Consider the following 18,112-nt stretch of genomic DNA (forward strand, 5'->3'; position numbering starts at 1 on the left):
AGTCCCACCCCCGCAAGGGTGATTAGGTGCTCTTTCGAGCTTGAAAAGCGAATAAAGATTCCAATCACCTACTGCGTCATTCGCTTATCACTAAATTAGATAGAGGCTGAGATACTTTTTGTCCGACCTCATGTAAAAATAGTATAACAAAAAGATGATATAAATGCAACGTTAGCAATAATCTAGTTGGTAACGGTCACTTCTCCTGTCTGATAATTTAATCGAATTCCTGTCTGTACGTTGGGGACAAAGACATTTATTTCCAGATTGTCGTCATTAGATTTGCCTTCAATATGCGAACCAACCGGCACCAAATCCTGTTCATTGGCATAAATCAAAGTCACCCGATACCGAACTCGTTTATTTTTGTCTAGTGCCTTACGTATCTTTGTTTCATAAAAATTTTGACCCGTAGAATAACTAGTATTGGCTTGATTAGCCCAAGCTGTTTGCACAGCGATGTTTTTCGGGTTGCTGGTCGAAGCATCAAAGCCTTTCAAGTTACCAATCAAGGCATAACCTAGCAGATGTCCACGGTCAACTGCATGATGATATTCACCCGATAAATGCTTCACCTGATGCCAGCCAGCAGGTGTCCAAGTTGTTGAACCATTACCTGTTTCTTCACGATTCCTATACTGACGAGTAGCTTTGGATAAAAGAGCATTAGCTACAGTCGGAACAGTCTGACCTCGAACAAGCTTGGTCTTATTATCCGCGTAAGGAACGCTTGCAATTTTGGCATCCAATGTTGTTTTATTTTCGTTGATTATAAAGGCTCCCGATCCATTCCATTCGATCTTTCCTTCGAGCTGTCGTTTAACGGATTCTGTCACAACACTCTGTGCTAATTCTTGACTGGGTGCTGCATGATTCATCCGAATACTTCGATTAATAGCAGAGCTATCAGAATGACTCGTACTAGTGCGATGATTGCTAAAAGAATAACCTCCCAGCGCAAGAACGAGTGCAAGAAATACGCCTACTACACTTTGCGCTACTTTCTGGTTGGACTTCTTTCTCGCCATTTCTCCCCCCTTTTAAATAAATAGGAAGCGGGACTCAAAGCCAACTTCTACGAAATCACGACCTCTGTCTCACTCCCTTTTTCCTATCAATATTATTGTCTATTGTCCTGTGAATTTGCTAATAATCTCCTGCCACTTATCTGGCGATAAAATAGCCCATGGATTTTTTCCACCGTAGCCAACAACTAAGCCAAGTGCAAACAAAATCAAACCAAGCAACAAGACTGCTAGAACAATTCCAACTTGTTTTCCAACGTATTTCAAATCATTATTCATCGTCTTCTTCCTTCACTCGCTTAATAGAAGCACCTAAGTTAGACAACTTTTTATGGAACTGGTAATAGCCTCTGTCCAAGTGAGTTAGCTGTCCTACTTTTGTTTCACCTTCTGCAACCAAGCCCGTCAAAATCAGCGCTGCACTCGCACGCAAGTCTGTTGACATCACCTCTGCTCCCTGCAAGGCTTGACCACCAACGATACGAGCTGTGTCCCGCATAATTTCTGAGTGCAAGCCCATCCGACGCATTTCTTCCAGATGTTGGAAACGATTCTCAAAAACAGTCTCAATCATAGTAGACTCACCCTTGGCAACCGTCATCAAGGCTGTAAATTGCGCCTGCATATCTGTTGGGAAACCTGGATGAGGAAGAGTTTTTACATTGACAGCTTTTAGTTTAGACAAATCGGAACGAATCCGAATCCCTTTGTCCTCTTCGGTAACAGACACACCCATTTCCATCAATTTCGCGATGAGCGGACGATTATGCTCCCAGATAGCATCTTGCACAAGAACATTGCCACCTGTCATAGCAGCTGCTACCATAAAAGTTCCAGCTTCAATACGATCTTGCACCACGCTGTGGCTTGTCCCAGACAATTCCTTAACCCCAGTAATGGTTAATGTTTCCGTACCTGCTCCACGGACTTTAGCACCCATTTTGTTTAGCAAAACAGCTAGATCCACAATTTCAGGCTCCCGAGCTGCATTTTCAATAACAGTCACACCATCCGCTAACGTTGCTGCCATCATAATGTTTTGTGTTGCCCCTACACTTGGAAAGTCCATATAGATATGAGCTCCATGCAATCGATCAGCTTTTGCTTCGATAAATCCAGCCGTCTGCTTAATTTCTGCTCCCATTGCCTCTAAACCTTTCAAATGAAGGTCAATAGGACGGCTTCCAATCGTACAGCCACCCGGCATGGAAACTTTTGCGTGACCATTACGCACCAAAATAGGTCCTAATACAACAATTGAAGCACGCATTTTACTGACATATTTATAAGGCGCTTCTTCACTCAATGGCTGTGTAGCATCCACCGTAATTCTGTTTTCTTCTTGCTCAAAGGTCACTTTTGTATTCAACCCACGGACTACATTGTTCATTGTAAACACATCGGATAGCACAGGAACATTTGTAAGAGTTGTTTTTCCTGTTTTTGCTAAAATAGTGGCTGCAAGCAATGGCAAAACAGCATTTTTAGCACCTTCAATTTTAACCGAACCAACTAATGGATTTGAACCACCTTGTATAATAATTTTATCCATATTTTCTCCAAAACACTTATTTTATTACTTTTCTCATCTTATAAATTGCTATTAAATACATCACGTCCCAATGTATAGAGACTGAGGAAGAAAGAGCTGAGCAAAAAGCCTAATGCAATACTAAGCAGTAAAATTAAAAATCGAATTTTAAAAGCATTATCAGCATTCACTTTCAATAGTTTTTCCCAATTCACAACAATAGAAAGTAAGTGAAATGAAAGAAAAATAAAAATCATGTGGCTACTAAGCGTAAAAATTAACTGAATCATATCCCCATTATACCAAAAAAATAGATGAGAGCAAACTATCAGACACAAATCAGGTACTGATAACAAAAAAGCCATTATAAAAAGGCCAATTGGCCTTTTTTATAATCTTGTTCCAACGTTAATTCGGTTAATGGCGCGCTGAAGAGCGATTCTGGCACGACGTTCTTGGTCAATCAAATGCTTTTCCTGTGCTTCTTCAATAGCACGTTCAGCACGTAATTTTGCTCTTTCAGCACGACTGATGTCAATATCGCGAGCACGTTCAGCAGAGTCTGCAACAATGGTGATTACATTATCAGCCACTTCGACAATTCCACCATTCACAGCAATCCAATTGACATGATCTTCATCATCAATCCGCTTCACTTTGACCTCATCGACAGCCAAAACAGCAATCATATTTTCATGATGCGGTAAAATCCCCATTTCTCCATCAAGAGTTTTAACGGAAACAAACGTTGCATGGTGGTCAAAAACTAGACCATCAGGTGTCACGATTTGTACTGTCATTTGAGCCATAGGTCACCTCTTAAAATCCCATTTTTTCAGCTTTAGCAACGACATCTTCGATAGAACCAACACCACGGAAGGCATCTTCAGGAAGATGATCATATTTTCCTTCAAGGATTTCCTTAAAGCCACGAACTGTATCAGCAACTGGTACATAAGAACCTGGTTGCCCAGTAAATTGTTCAGCAACATTAAAGTTTTGTGACAAGAAGAATTGAATCCGACGCGCACGCGCAACCAAAGTCTTTTCTTCGTCTGACAATTCATCCATACCAAGGATTGCAATAATATCTTGCAATTCATGGTAACGTTGAAGGACACGTTTCACTTCTGCTGCTACAGCATAGTGCTCTTCTCCGACAATTTCAGGAGCAAGGGCACGGGAGCTAGAAGCAAGTGGGTCAACTGCTGGGTAAATCCCTAATTGCACCAATTTCCGCTCCAAGTTGGTTGTAGAATCCAAGTGAGCAAACGCTGTAGCTGGCGCAGGGTCAGTGTAGTCGTCGGCTGGCACATAGATAGCTTGGATAGAGGTTACAGAACCTTTCTTGGTTGACGTAATCCGTTCTTGCAATTGTCCCATTTCTGTCGCAAGTGTTGGTTGGTAACCAACGGCTGAAGGCATGCGTCCAAGAAGGGCAGATACTTCAGAACCTGTTTGCGTGAAACGGAAGATATTGTCAATGAATAACAACACATCTTGACCTTCGACATCACGGAAATATTCGGCAATGGTCAAACCAGTCAAAGCCACACGCATACGTGCTCCAGGTGGTTCATTCATTTGACCGAAGACCATGGCCGTTTTTTCAATAACGCCAGATTCTTTCATTTCCCAGTAAAGGTCGTTCCCTTCACGTGTTCGTTCTCCAACACCAGTAAAGACAGAAATTCCACCGTGTTCTTGGGCAATGTTGTGAATCAATTCTTGAATCAAGACTGTCTTTCCAACTCCGGCACCACCGAAAAGCCCGACTTTCCCACCTTTTAGATAAGGTGCAAGGAGGTCAATAACCTTGATTCCTGTTTCTAAGATTTCTGATGAAGTAGACAACTCATCAAAAGTTGGAGCTTTTTTGTGGATTGGTTGACGTTCTGCATCTTCACCAAAAGGAGCTTCCAAGTCAATGGTATCTCCTAAAACGTTAAAGACGCGACCGAGTGTTTCTTTCCCAACGGGGACAGAAATTGGACGACCAGTATCTAGGACTTCCATTCCACGAGTCAACCCGTCAGTTGATTCCATAGCAATGGTCCGAACCACTCCGTCACCAAGCTCAAGAGCTACTTCAAGGACGATTTTCGATTTATTTTCGTCATTTTTATAGACTACAAGTGCATTATTTATCTCAGGTAATTTATCACCAGCTGCAAACGCAACGTCAACGACTGGTCCGATAACCTGAGCAATTTTGCCTGAGCTCATTCTTTTCTCCTCTTTATATTTATTTTCTGTGACACTATTCTAGTGCACTTGCACCCGCCACAATTTCAGTAATTTCTTGCGTGATAGCTGCTTGTCTAGCACGATTATACTGAATGGTCAAATCATTGATAACTTTTTTCGCGTTATCTGTTGCTGTCTGCATCGCGGTCATTCCAGCTGCATTTTCTGCTGTTTTCGCATCAATAATCGCCCCGTAGATCATACTTTCAGCAAACTGAGGCAACAATTGATCCAAAATAACATCTCGGCTAGATTCCAATTCCAAATTCAAAACGTAGTCTTCGTCTGCTTCATTTGGATCCAAATCCACGATTGGAAGCATTTGTTCAACACGCATTTGGCTGGTCAAACTATTGACGTGGTGATTATAACAAACATATAATTCATCAAACAATTCGTTTTGGTACATTTCAACCGTTTTGCCAATGATTTTACGAACCTCATCAAAGCTCGGTTGATCTGCTAAACCACGTAGTTCATAAATAGGCTGAAGCCCGCGTGCCCGAAAGAAGTCCGAGCCCATACCACCGATTGAAATGATGACGAAATCATCTTTATCATGGTATTCTGCAAAAAGTTCCATCATGGATTTGAGAATGGTCGCATTGTAACCGCCAACTAAGCCGCGATCCGATGTAATAACGATATAAGCTGTTTTTTTCACCGGACGACTAATCAACATAGGGTGGTATTTGGAATTTTGCACTTCATGCCCATGAAGCAAATCTGTCAATAACTTTCTGACTTTAGAAGCATAGATTTGGAAATTCTTGGCCGCTTCTTCGGACTTTCCTAGCTTAGCAGCAGATACCATTTGCATGGCATTTGTGATTTGACTGGTGTTTTTTGTGGATGCAATTTTATTTTTTATATCATTTAATGAAACTGCCATCTGACACCTCTATTCTTACTTGAAGCTAGACTGATTGATAAATTCAGTAATTGCAGCATCTAAGACTGCTTCCTCTGGAAGGTCTTTTGTTGTACGAATGATTTCATAGAGGTCTTCATGATGAGCATCAAAGTAATCAAACAATTCTGCTTGAAAATGAAGAATATCATCAACCGGTACACTATCCAAGAAACCATGTGTCAAGGCGTACAAAATAACAACTTGTTTTTCAACTGGTAGTGGTTCATGAACAGGTTGTTTCAAGACTTCTACTGTCCGACGACCACGATTCAATTTTGCTTGTGTCGCAGCATCCAAATCACTACCAAACTTGGTAAATGCTTCCAGTTCACGATAAGAAGCAAGGTCAATACGCAAGGTTCCAGCAACCTTCTTCATCGCTTTTATCTGTGCAGAACCACCTACACGTGATACAGATGAACCGGCATCAATAGCAGGTCGAACACCTGCATTAAAGAGACTGTCGCTTAAGAAGATTTGACCGTCTGTAATTGAAATTACATTGGTTGCGATATAAGCGGAGATGTCTCCTGCTTGCGTTTCGATAAACGGCAGTGCTGTAATAGAACCACCACCTAATTCATCCGAAACTTTAGCAGAACGTTCCAAAAGGCGGCTATGAAGATAGAATACGTCTCCTGGGAAAGCTTCACGACCTGGTGGACGACGAAGCAAGAGTGACAGTTCACGATAAGCAACCGCTTGTTTTGATAAATCATCATAGACAATCAAAACGTGTTTGCCACTATACATAAATTCCTCTGCCATTGCTACACCTGCATAAGGTGCTAAAAACAGCAATGGTGAAGGTTGAGAAGCTGACGCTGTGACAACGATTGTGTAATCCAACGCTCCATACTGACGAAGCGTTTCTACTTGCGTACGAACCGTGGATTCTTTCTGACCAATGGCAACATAGATACAAATCATATCTTGTCCCTTTTGGTTCAAAATCGCATCAATCGCAATGCTTGTTTTACCAGTTTGACGGTCTCCGATAATCAATTCCCGTTGCCCACGACCGATTGGCACCAAAGCATCAATCGCTTTCAGACCTGTTTGAAGCGGTTCTGATACAGATTTCCGCTGCATAACCCCTGGAGCAGGTGTTTCAACTGGACGCGTCTTATCTGTCTTGATCTCGCCAAGCCCATCAACCGGACGACCGAGCGGATCCACAACCCGACCAATCAAAGCATCTCCGACAGGCACTTCCATGATTTTACCAGTTCGACGAATGGTATCCCCTTCGCGAATATCTGTGAAATCACCTAAAATGATAATCCCTACATCTGTTGATTCTAAGTTTTGTGCCATACCGTATGAGCCATTTTCGAAAATCAACAGCTCACCACTCATTGCATTGTCAAGACCATGAGCACGGGCGATTCCATCACCAATATATGTGACGACCCCTGTTTCTGTGACGTCAAAATTTGGCTGGAAATTTTCAATTTGTTGCTTAATTAAAGCGCTGATTTCTTGTGCGTTAATCGCCAAAATTCACACCACTTTCTATTTCAAATTTTCTTTTACTGTTTGTAATTGACGTTTAATACTTGCATCAATTGTCTTATTATTAGCTGTGATGATAAAGCCACCAATGAGGCTTGCATCCAGTTCTTCTTTTAAAGAACGAACCTGCAATCCAAATTTTCGCTCAATAATCGGAATAATTTTAGATTTTTGCTCCTCCGATAAACCTTGAACTGATTTGATTGTCACTTCAAATTCATTACTAATTTTTTCAAGCTGGTGAAGACTTTCTACTAAAATATCATAAAAAAGATCTTCACGATGATTATGAATAATAACTTCAATGAAATTGTCAATCAAGGATGAATCAGATCCTTGAAAATAACGAAGGCTTCTTTCTTTTTCTGTATCATCAACACCAATATTTGATAAAAAGGCAGCTAAATTTGTATTGTCAAAAATGTCTTTGATTTGCTGAAGCTTTTCAAAAACATCTTTTTGCTGACCTTTTTCAATCACGAGTTGGACAAAAGGTGTGGTATATTTTTCAATTACCGCATATCTTTTTTTGTCCATTAAGCATCTCCTAGCTTGTCAATATAGCGGTCAATGAGCTCTTTGTGAGCTTCTTGATCCAATTTTTGACCTAAAATTTTGCTAGCAAGATTTACAGTCAAATCGGCTACATCACCTTTGATACTGTTCATGGCTTCTGCTTTGGTTTGAGCGATTTCTTGATTAGCCTTTTCTTTTAAACGTCCAGCTTCATCAGCTGCATCTGCCAAGATTCCTGCTTTGTTTTTCTCAGCAGTTTCTTTGGCATTTTCAATAATTGTTGTCGCTTCTTGACGACTACCCGCTAATTCTGTTTCTCTCTTTTGAGCTAAATCTTCTGCTTTTTGACGAGCAGACTCTGCGCCATCAATATCATCTGAAATCTTTTTGGCACGTTGCTCAAAAGTACTTGTAATATTATCCCAGGCAAATTTCTTAATTAAAACGATTAACAGAAGAAATGAGCCTGCAACAAGGATAAAATCCCCAATAAGACTACCTAAAGTAATATTCATCTCTTTTCTCCCTTCTATTCCTCACCGTTAATTTTCTTACCCAGATACATAGATGTCAACATGGTAAACACGTATGCTTGAATACATGAAATAAAGACTGAAAAAGCAGTCCAAATGAGATTCAATACAAAAGCTACCGGATACCAGAAGACAGCCTGATGAGATAAGGTCGCAAGTAAGCCAGATAATACTTCACCCGCATAAATATTTCCGTAAATCCGCAAAGCCAAAGAAGCAAAATTGGTGAATTCTTCCAAAATATTCATTGGAGTCATTCCAACAGGTGTCGCAAAAGCTTTGAGATACGCTTTCACCCCACGTCGGCGAATCCCTTCAATGTGACAAATCAAGGTAATCAAGAATGAAAATCCTAGGTCAAATGCAAGATTAGCTGTTGGAGATGTCCACAAGTTATATCCCTTGGTTGTCTGCACTTTTGCCGTCAAGCCAAGGTTATTAGCTACTGCAACGAAAAGGAATAAGGAAAAGATAAATAGAGAGTAATTCTTCATATACTTATCGCCAATATTGCCCTTTGTAAAGCCAATGACAAAATCATAGAGGTATTCTAAGACGTTTTGCTTACCAGAAGGCTTTAGAGTCATTTTCCGACTAGCCCAATAGACGAAAGCAAATACGATAAGTACGGTTAGAAGAGACATAGCAAGTAGAGTCAAATCAAAGGTCACAGGACCTAAAGTGATAGTTGGATTTACACTTTCTTCCAACGAACTCCACCCCCTTTTCTAAAGAATAACTTCCTTTTCTTATTTAATGATGAATGACATCGCAAGTGTTACGAAGAAAGTACCTTCGATAAAGGCAATCCCCATGATCATAAGCGTTCTCAACTGACCAATGATTTCTGGTTGACGTGATGCTGATTTAAATAGATTTGCCATTAAAAAACCTTCAGCGAGCGAAACACCCATACAGGCAAGACATAATCCAAAAAATGTTAAATTCATGATGAATTCTCCTTTATGTTTAAAATTTACTTACTTAGTTTAGTCCTAAAAATTCTTTTTGTCAAATGTTTTTGTCTTTTGGAAACGTTTTATACGGATTTCTTTCAATTTCCAAAAAAGTAGGCTATCCTGCAACAATTGTGGTTTTAAAATAGTAGTAAAACGAACTTGATCCCACTATCAGTTTGTTGATGTGGAAATAGCTATTTCCAATTATCGAATTTTGTTTCCCTATATATGTATATTATAGGCAATCTTTATCGATTAAATATAGACAAAAACTACAATTCACTTTTTCAACAAAGAGGCTGGATAGGTCCCAGCCCCTAACTTAATCCTTTTTCAGGTTCCAAATTTCTTTGGCGTATTGTTCAATCGTATCATCTGATGTGAATTTATCAGACGTTGCGATATTAACAAGACTCATGCGCGCCCATTTTTCTTTGTCGCGATAGAGTTGATCAATCTTTTCTTGTGCGGCTACGTATGAAGCAAAGTCTTCTAGAAGGAAGTATTCGTCATTGTGTGTAATCAAAGCTTCATAAATCTCAGAACCTTCATTTCGGACATTTGGAATAGTTCTGTCCACAAAGCTATCCACCACACGGCGAACCACAAGATTGCTTTCATAAACACCGCGTGAGTAGTAATCATGACGGGCATAATGGTCATAGACTTCATCTTTGTCCATACCGAAAATTACAATATTGTCATCTCCGACTTCATCTTTGATTTCAATATTGGCTCCGTCAAGGGTTGCCAGAGTAATGGCGCCTGTCATCATGAATTTCATATTAGATGTGCCGGAAGCCTCCTTGGAAGCGAGCGAGATTTGCTCTGACACATCTGCAGCAGGAATGATGAGTTCAGCCAAGCTGACCCGATAATTTTCAAGGAAAACAACCTTTAGCTTGCCTTGTAGACTCTCATCATTATTGACAAGATTAGCCACTTCGTTGATCAATTTGATAACAGATTTGGCAAAATGATAACCTGGCGCTGCTTTCGCACCAAAAATGAAGACACGTGGCACCATATCTTTATCAGGATTGTCTTTTAAATCCCAATATAATTTAAGGATATGGAGTAAATTGAGCAATTGACGCTTATAAGCGTGAAGCCGCTTCACTTGTACATCAAAGATAGCTCCCGTTGATACTTCTACTCCCGTAGATTCTTTGATGAAAGCCGCTAAACGCGCTTTAGCTTCTTGCTTGACATTATAAAATTCACTCAAAACTTGTCGGTCATCTTTGTAAGCTAAAAGCCTGCGAAGTTCATGAATGTCTGTCCGCCAGCCGTTACCAATCAAGCGATCAATCTCATTTGACAATGGTTCATCTGCAATTTGCAACCAGCGACGTTGAATGATACCATTTGTTTTATTATTGAATTTTTCAGGATAAATGGCATAAAAATCACGGAGCGTATCTTCTTTGAGAAGTTCTGTGTGAAGTTTTGCCACCCCATTGACCGAATGACCTCCAATAATCGCAAGATGCGCCATATGGACTTGATTATCTTTGACAATCCGAGTATTTTCAATCACTTGCGGATCAATACCGCGTGCAGCCATATCAGAAACATAGCGATTGTCAATTTCAAGAATGATTTGGTAAACACGAGGAAGAACATTTTTAAAGAGTTCCGCATCCCATTTTTCTAAGGCTTCTGAAAGAATGGTGTGATTGGTATAACTCATCGTCTTTACTGTTGCATTCCAAGCGTCTGCCCATTCAAGACCGCAGTCATCAAGTAAAAGCCGCATAAACTCTGCTGGTGCAACCGCTGGGTGGGTATCGTTGATATGAACCGATACCTTTTCATGAATTTGCTCTAAAGGCAGCCCTTGCTTCCGATAAGATTTGATAATCGTCTGCAAGCCGGCACTGGTCATGAAATATTCTTGAATCAAGCGCAGTTCTTTTCCTTCATAGCTTGAATCATCTGGATACAAAATAGCTGTGATATCTTGTACTTTGCGGCGTGCTTCAATTGTTGGATATTCTAGCTCATATTCTTCAGGAATTTCGACATCCCAAAGGCGAAGATTGTTGACAACGTCATTTCCAAAACCAATTTGTGGCACGTCGTAAGGTACTGCACGAAGAGTTTGTGAATTTTCATAAACAGGAACGATCCGACCTTCCTTGTTGGCTTGAAGATAAACATTTCCAAAGATTTTAACATCTACAACATCATGATCTTTCCGCGTTTCCCAGACGTTTCCTAGACTACCAAACCAATCATCCGGTAATTCGACTTGATAGCCATTTACAATTTTTTGTTTGAAAAGTCCGTAGCGATAGCGGATTCCATTACCAAATCCAGGATAACCTGTGGTTGCCAATGAATCCATAAAAGCTGCTGCAAGACGACCAAGACCGCCATTCCCTAGCGCCATATCGTACTCAGCCTGTTTGACAGCTGTAAAATCAATACCTAATTCATCAAATCCTTCTTTGACAACATCGAGGATTCCAAGATTTAGTAAATTGGTTTCCAGCATTCGCCCAGGCAAAAATTCAATAGAAAAGTAATAAGCAATTTTTTGCTTGTCTTCTACTAATTTGTTTCGTCGCTCCAACCACATAGGAGTGATGTATTTACGAATTGTACGTGCTAAGGTTTGAAACAGTTCTGCCGAAGTGGCATCTTCTACTTTAATCAATTGTTCTTCATGCAAAATGTCCTTAAAATCATGAAGAAATTGCTCTTTTGTTAGTTCCATTTCTTAACGGCAAACTCCTTTCTATCAATAAAGAGATTGGTACAAATGACTGTAAGCTTGGCTAGCTGTATCCCATGAAAAATCACGTTCCATAGCTTGTATTTGAAGGTTATACCATGCTTCTTTATCGTTATGATAGAGGCTGACAGCCATATCAAATGTCCATTTCAGCCAGTAGCCTGAGAAATTATTAAAGCTAAATCCAGTTCCTGTTCCTTCATAAGCATTGTAGGGTTGAACGGTGTCACGAAGACCACCAACTTCATGTACAAGTGGCAATGTTCCATAACGCATGGCCATCATTTGGGACAATCCACATGGCTCAAAGCGACTTGGCATTAAGAACATATCACAAGCTGCATAAATTTCTTGCGCTAATTTCACATCAAAAGTGATATTGGCAGATAATTTTTCTGGATAAGCTTGACCAAACCAAGCAAATGATTGCTCAAAAGATGGGTCTCCTGTTCCTAAAAGGATAATTTGTACATCATCTTGCAATAAATTGTGTAATTGATCCACAACTAAATCAAAGCCTTTTTGCCGAGTCAAACGTGATACAATCCCTACTAGAGGTACATCATCACGCACAAGCAGACCAACTTTTTCTTGCAACGCACGCTTATTTGCCAACTTGCCAGATAAATCGTCTTTATTAAAATGATGATCCAATAACGCATCTGTTTCTGGATTATAAATATCTGTATCAATTCCATTGACAATACCTGATACTTTACCAGATTCCATTCGTAAAATTTGATCCAAACCACATCCAAATTCTGGGGTCATGATTTCATGCGCATAGCTTGGTGATACGGTTGTCACCCGATCTGCATACAAAATCCCTGCTTTCATCCAATTCAAGCAGTTATTCCAACGCAAGGTACCATCTGCATAACGCTCATAACCCACTCCAAACAAATCCCAGAGCATGCCATCAGAAAATTGCCCTTGAAATTCTAAATTGTGAATGGTTAAAACAGTCCGAATACCATGATAAGCCTGAATCCAATGGTATTTTTCTTTCACCAAAAATGGAATCATCGCTGTATGATAATCATGCACATGGAGAACATCTGGAATAAAATCTACTCTTTCCATCAACTCAACAGCTGCCATTTGGAAATAGGCAAAGCGTTCGCCGTCATCAAAATCGCCATAAACATGTCCGCGGAAGAAATAGTATTGATTGTCTATAAAGTAGAAGGTAACACCGTTTAAAACTGTACGTTTCACGCCTACATATTGACCACGCCAACCGACCTTCACTTCAAAATGGAACAAGTCTTCCATTTGGTCGCCAAACTTTTTATCCACCATATCATAGTATGGAAGAATGACACCCACTTCATGACCAGCTTTCACAAGAGATTTAGGGAGAGCGCCAATGACGTCTCCCAATCCTCCTGTTTTAGAAAAAGGTGCACCTTCTGCTGCTACAAATAAAATTTTCATTGAATTCTATCCTCTGTCACTTTTTCGCCTTTTTTAAGAACAACTGGGTTATCAACTGTTCCTCGAACGGTCACATTCTCAGCAATCTCAACACCCTTATCTAAGATTGCATAGTCTACAACAGCATTTTCGCCAATAAGGACACGTGGGAAAAGAATACTGTTTTTTACACGACTTCCTTTTTTAATACGAGTATTACGAGAAATGACAGAACCACTCACTTCTCCTTCAATAATACTGCCGGAAGCAAATTGAGCATTTGAAACCTTAGAACCGACTGCATAATAAGTTGGCTCTTCGTTTTTTACTTTAGTATAAATCTTTTGATTTGGAGAGAAAAGGGAATAGAATTTTTGTGAATCAAGCATATCAATATTGGCATTGAAGTACGAAGTGACAGAATGAATATTTGCTAAATAACCCGTATATTCATAAGCAAACGCTTTTTCCTGAGCAGCTAAATCACGTAAAACATAACGTAATTTTTGAGGAAATTCTTTTTGCGCTTCTATTTCTAATTTTTCAATCAGCCAAGGTGTATCCACAACAAAGATATCCGTTGACATGTTGTACAAATCCTGATCTTTTTTATCATCAAAAAGATGGTGATTTTTCACATGATCTGTTTCATCAATTTCCAAAACAGCATTGACTTCGGAAATTTCTTCTTTTGGTAATTTTTTATAGACAACTGTAATCGGTTGATTAGTTGTACCATGTAAGTGGAAGACTTGGTTCAAGTCGATGTTCACCAAAACATCACAGTTCAATGCTACCGTTTGATCGCTGCCCGAACGTTTTAAGTAGGTCAATAATTGCTCGTAGTATTCTTTACCAACAGTAGAACTTTCTACGCGCGTATTATAAATACCAAGATAGTAGTGACTCAAAAGAGTAGCCAGCCCCCATTCACGTCCAGAACGGATATGGTCAAAGACAGAACTAATATTATCTCGTTGGAAAATGCCAAAGACGCTCCGAATCCCTGCATTGGCCAGGCTAGACAACGGAAAGTCAATTAAACGATATTTCCCACCAAATGGCAAACTGGCAACTGGACGATGACTTGTCAAAGTAGACATATCATGAAATCCAACTGTATTTCCTAAAATTGCTGAATATTTATCAATCTTCATCTGATGGTACCCCCACTTTCTCATTGTATCCAATAACTTGTACTTCGTCTGTTCCATCAATTTCTACACCATCAGAAATGATAGCTCCTTCACCGATAATAGCACGTTTGATTTTTGCTCCTTGACCAATGATAGCTCCACTCATAACAACAGAATCTTCTACAACTGCATCTTTACGCACCTGAGCTTCCGTAGAAAGAATCGAATGTTTAACTGTTCCATCCACAAGACAGCCATCCACAACCAAAGAATCTTCAACATGAGCATTTTCTCCAAGGAAGTTTGGTGGGGAAATCAAGTTACGTGAATAAATTTTCCATTGACGATCCCGGCTATCTAAAGCATTGTTTGGATCAATATATTCCATATTGGCTTCCCAAAGTGATTCAATCGTTCCAACATCTTTCCAATATCCCTTAAATTCATAAGCATAAACACTTTCGCCGGATTCAAGATAATTTGGAATAACATTCTTACCGAAGTCAGACATATCTACATTGCTCTTTTCAGCAGCTACCAGCATAGTACGCAGGCGTTTCCAGTCAAAGATATAAATCCCCATAGAAGCTTTTGTAGACTTAGGTTCAGCCGGTTTTTCTTCAAATTCGACAATGCGATTATTGGCATCTGTATTCATGATACCAAAACGACTTGCTTCTTTCAGAGGAACATCCAGAACAGCTACTGTCAGGCTGGCGTTGTTATCTTTATGGGACTGAAGCATATCATCATAATCCATTTTGTAAATGTGATCACCAGACAAAATCAAGACATATTCAGGATTGATAGTATCAATATAGTCAATGTTTTGATAAATCGCATGACTCGTTCCTTCAAACCAACGATTTCCTTCACTTGCTGAGTAAGGCTGGAGAATGGATACTCCTGTATTAATGCCGTCAAGTCCCCAACTAGAGCCATTCCCAATATGACTATTCAAAGCTAATGGTTGATATTGAGTAATGACACCAACATTATGAATCCCTGAATTCGCACAATTGGACAAAGCAAAGTCAATGATACGGTAACGTCCACCAAATTGTACTGCTGGTTTGGCAATACTTTGAGTGAGTTTTCCAAGACGCGTTCCTTGCCCACCGGCAAGAATCAAAGCTAGCATTTCATTCTTCATTTGTTACTCCTTTTTGGACTTTTTACTTACATTTGCTGATTTCACACGACGTTTAATCTTCCAAATACTTGCCCCTAATGCTGGCAAAGTAAAGGTCGACGTCTGAGGATAATCCTTCCACAAGCCTTCTTGAGACTGAACCGTTTGATTGTGCTCTTTCCACACACCTCCCCATTCTTCTAATTCCGTATTCCAAATTTCTTCATATATGGCTGCTACCGGAACACCAATGGTAAAGTCTTTGCGCTCTACCGGAGCCATATTAAAGACGCAAACTAACATATCTCCCTTGTCATTTTTCCGAATAAAGGAAAGCACACTTTGATCTGTATTATCCGCATCAATAATCTCTAAACCGTCCCAACTCAAGTCATTTTCCCATAAAACACGATTTTCTTTATAAAGCTGATTGAGCTGAGAAGTGAAATGCTGCATCTTGGCATTCATATCATCAGCCAAATCACGCCATTCCAAAGATTCTTCGCATTTCCACTCTAAGAATTGTCCCCATTCACTACCCATGAAAAGAAGCTTCTTCCCTGGGTGACACAATTGATATGTATAGAGATTTCGCAGACCAGCAAATTGATTGTAGCGGTCTCCCCACATCTTATGCATGAGGCTCTTCTTACCATGTACCACTTCATCATGAGAGAACGGCAGTAAGAAATTTTCAGAGAAGGCGTACATGAAACTAAAGGTTACTAGATTAAAATCATACTTGCGGTAAATTGGGTCTTCTTCGTAAAAGCGCAGAATATCATTCATCCAGCCCATGTTCCACTTGTAGTCAAATCCAAGACCACCCATTTCTGCCATACCTGTAATCTTTGTATCACTCGTGCTTTCCTCTGCAATCATCATGACATCTGGATGAGCCAGTTTGATAACCGTGTTCAAGCGTTGAAGGAAGTAATAGCCCTCGTAGTTGCGATTGCCACCATCAATATTTGGTTGCCATGGACCACTATCATAATCTAGGTAGAGCATGTTGCTGACGGCATCCACACGGATTCCGTCTAAGTGATAAAAATCAATCCAAAACTTGATACTAGAAATCAAGAAAGACTGCACTTCATTCTTTCCTAAGTCAAAATTGAGAGCGCCCCAGCCGTAATTATGGGCACGGTCATGATCTTGATACTCAAATGTAGGCGTACCGTCATAATAAGCCAAAGCATCATCATTGATAGTGAAATGTCCTGGCACCCAGTCTACGATTACTCCGATATTATTGATATGACATTCTTCAACAAAATCACGGAATTCTTCTGGCGTACCGTAAGTATGTTCAAGAGCAAAGTATCCCATCAACTGATAGCCCCAACTCAATCCAAGCGGATGCGCCATAAGAGGCATGAATTCCACATGTGTGTAATTCATTTTGACAAGATACGGAATGAGTTCATCTTTTAATTGGGCAAATGAATACGGAGTCCCATCCTCGTTTTTCTTCCAAGATCCTGCATGAGCTTCGTAAATATTCACCGGTCTAGAGAAAAATCCCCAACGTTTTCTGCGAGCCAACCACAGACCGTCTTTCCATTTCTTTTCAGGAATTGTTCGAACAACAGCTCCTGTTCCAGGGCGTTTTTCAAAATAAACTGCCAGCGGATCAATTTTCAAAATTTCTTGCCCGCTACTTCGTTTGATGTTGTATTTGTAAATGTCTCCTTCCTTAGGTAAATCCGTAAACACTTCCCATACGCCACCTTCATTACGTGCCATAGGGATTTGATTTTCATACCAGTCGGTAAAGTCTCCAATCAGATGCACACTCTGAGCATTCGGTGCCCATACACGAAATGTATAGCCACTTTGCCCATCTACTTCATCTTGATGAGCCCCCAAATAGTGCTGCAAATGGAAATTTTCACCTGTGGTAAAAGTTCTCAATGCTTCTTGTCTATCCATTTTTCCACCTCGATTTGTAAGCGTTTTCTATGATTCTATTTTACTATTTTTCCTATTTCTTTTCAAGTAAATTTCCATTATTATTACAAAAAATTCTCAAAACCGAACATTTCTTCAAACAATGCCCACTATTAGCAAAAATAACTAGATTTTGTTAAAGTTTTGAACTTTTCATTCCATTCCTACTAAATAGTCGATAAAAGAGTAAACTTTTTTAAATGAAAATTTTCATAAAGGTCTAGACAGCTTTACAAAAAAGGCCGCACAAAGCCGCCTTTTGATTTAGTTTATAAGATTGAATTGCAACAACAGGATATAATTTCAAATATCATTCCTCCATCGTCTGGTTACATACTAGTTTACCGTATTTTTCTGAAATTTTCAATAACTTTTTCTAAAAAATCAGCTGATTTGTGAACTTTTTTATTTTTTTACAACTCAAATATTCGGAAATAGAGGATTCTATTTTTGTAAAAAAGAATTGGGAGCATTCATCAGCCCAATTCTCTAAAAA

17 protein-coding genes are annotated in these 18,112 nt (G+C 39.7%); all 17 read right to left on the reverse strand.

Annotated features, from left to right (window positions below):
- Positions 1-182 precede the first annotated feature (182 nt).
- Positions 183-1,028, reverse strand: coding sequence for a DNA/RNA non-specific endonuclease (locus HMPREF2887_RS00935; protein WP_021001513.1), 846 nt, complete (start codon positions 1,026-1,028; stop codon positions 183-185).
- Between the two features lie 99 nt (positions 1,029-1,127).
- Complete coding sequence (locus HMPREF2887_RS00940) at positions 1,128-1,304, reverse strand: DNA-directed RNA polymerase subunit beta (RefSeq protein ID WP_041784006.1); 177 nt, start codon at positions 1,302-1,304, stop codon at positions 1,128-1,130.
- Complete coding sequence (gene murA / locus HMPREF2887_RS00945; protein ID WP_021001512.1) at positions 1,297-2,577, reverse strand: UDP-N-acetylglucosamine 1-carboxyvinyltransferase; 1,281 nt, start codon at positions 2,575-2,577, stop codon at positions 1,297-1,299. Before murA ends, HMPREF2887_RS00940 begins: the two co-directional genes overlap by 8 nt.
- Positions 2,578-2,615: 38 nt before the next feature.
- Positions 2,616-2,846: a DUF1146 family protein gene (locus HMPREF2887_RS00950; protein ID WP_041784005.1), complete on the reverse strand. Its 231-nt coding sequence runs from the start codon at positions 2,844-2,846 to the stop codon at positions 2,616-2,618.
- A gap of 99 nt (positions 2,847-2,945) precedes the next feature.
- A complete protein-coding gene (locus tag HMPREF2887_RS00955; protein WP_003025266.1) occupies positions 2,946-3,365 on the reverse strand; it encodes a F0F1 ATP synthase subunit epsilon in 420 nt (139 codons plus the stop codon).
- A 10-nt stretch (positions 3,366-3,375) separates the two neighbouring features.
- On the reverse strand, positions 3,376-4,782 hold the full coding sequence (gene atpD / locus HMPREF2887_RS00960) for a F0F1 ATP synthase subunit beta (RefSeq protein ID WP_084740324.1): 1,407 nt from the start codon (positions 4,780-4,782) through the stop codon (positions 3,376-3,378).
- Positions 4,783-4,816: 34 nt separating this feature from the next.
- Positions 4,817-5,695, reverse strand: a complete 879-nt coding sequence (locus tag HMPREF2887_RS00965) for a F0F1 ATP synthase subunit gamma (protein WP_003030484.1) — start codon at positions 5,693-5,695, stop codon at positions 4,817-4,819.
- A 15-nt stretch (positions 5,696-5,710) separates the two neighbouring features.
- On the reverse strand, positions 5,711-7,216 hold the full coding sequence (atpA, locus tag HMPREF2887_RS00970) for a F0F1 ATP synthase subunit alpha (RefSeq protein WP_003030489.1): 1,506 nt from the start codon (positions 7,214-7,216) through the stop codon (positions 5,711-5,713).
- A 15-nt stretch (positions 7,217-7,231) separates the two neighbouring features.
- On the reverse strand, positions 7,232-7,768 hold the full coding sequence (locus HMPREF2887_RS00975; RefSeq protein ID WP_021001510.1) for a F0F1 ATP synthase subunit delta: 537 nt from the start codon (positions 7,766-7,768) through the stop codon (positions 7,232-7,234).
- Positions 7,768-8,262 (reverse strand): F0F1 ATP synthase subunit B, encoded by a 495-nt coding sequence (gene atpF, locus HMPREF2887_RS00980; protein WP_003028058.1) that lies wholly within the window; start codon positions 8,260-8,262, stop codon positions 7,768-7,770. Before atpF ends, HMPREF2887_RS00975 begins: the two co-directional genes overlap by 1 nt.
- A 14-nt stretch (positions 8,263-8,276) precedes the next feature.
- Complete coding sequence (gene atpB / locus HMPREF2887_RS00985; protein WP_021001509.1) at positions 8,277-8,990, reverse strand: F0F1 ATP synthase subunit A; 714 nt, start codon at positions 8,988-8,990, stop codon at positions 8,277-8,279.
- A 39-nt stretch (positions 8,991-9,029) separates the two neighbouring features.
- Positions 9,030-9,230, reverse strand: coding sequence for a F0F1 ATP synthase subunit C (locus tag HMPREF2887_RS00990; RefSeq protein WP_003025282.1), 201 nt, complete (start codon positions 9,228-9,230; stop codon positions 9,030-9,032).
- Between the two features lie 331 nt (positions 9,231-9,561).
- The gene (locus HMPREF2887_RS00995; protein ID WP_057489609.1) at positions 9,562-11,961 is read right to left on the reverse strand and encodes a glycogen/starch/alpha-glucan phosphorylase; all 2,400 of its coding nucleotides are present in this window, start codon (positions 11,959-11,961) and stop codon (positions 9,562-9,564) included.
- Positions 11,962-11,985: 24 nt separating this feature from the next.
- Positions 11,986-13,416, reverse strand: a complete 1,431-nt coding sequence (gene glgA / locus HMPREF2887_RS01000) for a glycogen synthase GlgA (RefSeq protein WP_021001507.1) — start codon at positions 13,414-13,416, stop codon at positions 11,986-11,988.
- A complete protein-coding gene (gene glgD, locus HMPREF2887_RS01005; protein WP_057489608.1) occupies positions 13,413-14,552 on the reverse strand; it encodes a glucose-1-phosphate adenylyltransferase subunit GlgD in 1,140 nt (379 codons plus the stop codon). Before glgD ends, glgA begins: the two co-directional genes overlap by 4 nt.
- Entirely contained in the window at positions 14,542-15,684 is a 1,143-nt protein-coding gene (locus tag HMPREF2887_RS01010) for a glucose-1-phosphate adenylyltransferase (RefSeq protein WP_057489607.1), read from the reverse strand. Before HMPREF2887_RS01010 ends, glgD begins: the two co-directional genes overlap by 11 nt.
- A gap of 3 nt (positions 15,685-15,687) precedes the next feature.
- Positions 15,688-17,598 carry a 1,4-alpha-glucan branching protein GlgB gene (glgB, locus tag HMPREF2887_RS01015; protein ID WP_084740327.1) on the reverse strand — a complete coding sequence of 637 codons (1,911 nt, stop codon included), beginning with the start codon at positions 17,596-17,598 and terminating at the stop codon, positions 15,688-15,690.
- Positions 17,599-18,112 lie beyond the last annotated feature (514 nt).

Origin of the sequence: Streptococcus sp. HMSC071H03 (genome assembly GCF_001813035.1) — a bacterium.
Taxonomy (GTDB): Bacteria; Bacillota; Bacilli; order Lactobacillales; family Streptococcaceae; genus Streptococcus; species Streptococcus anginosus.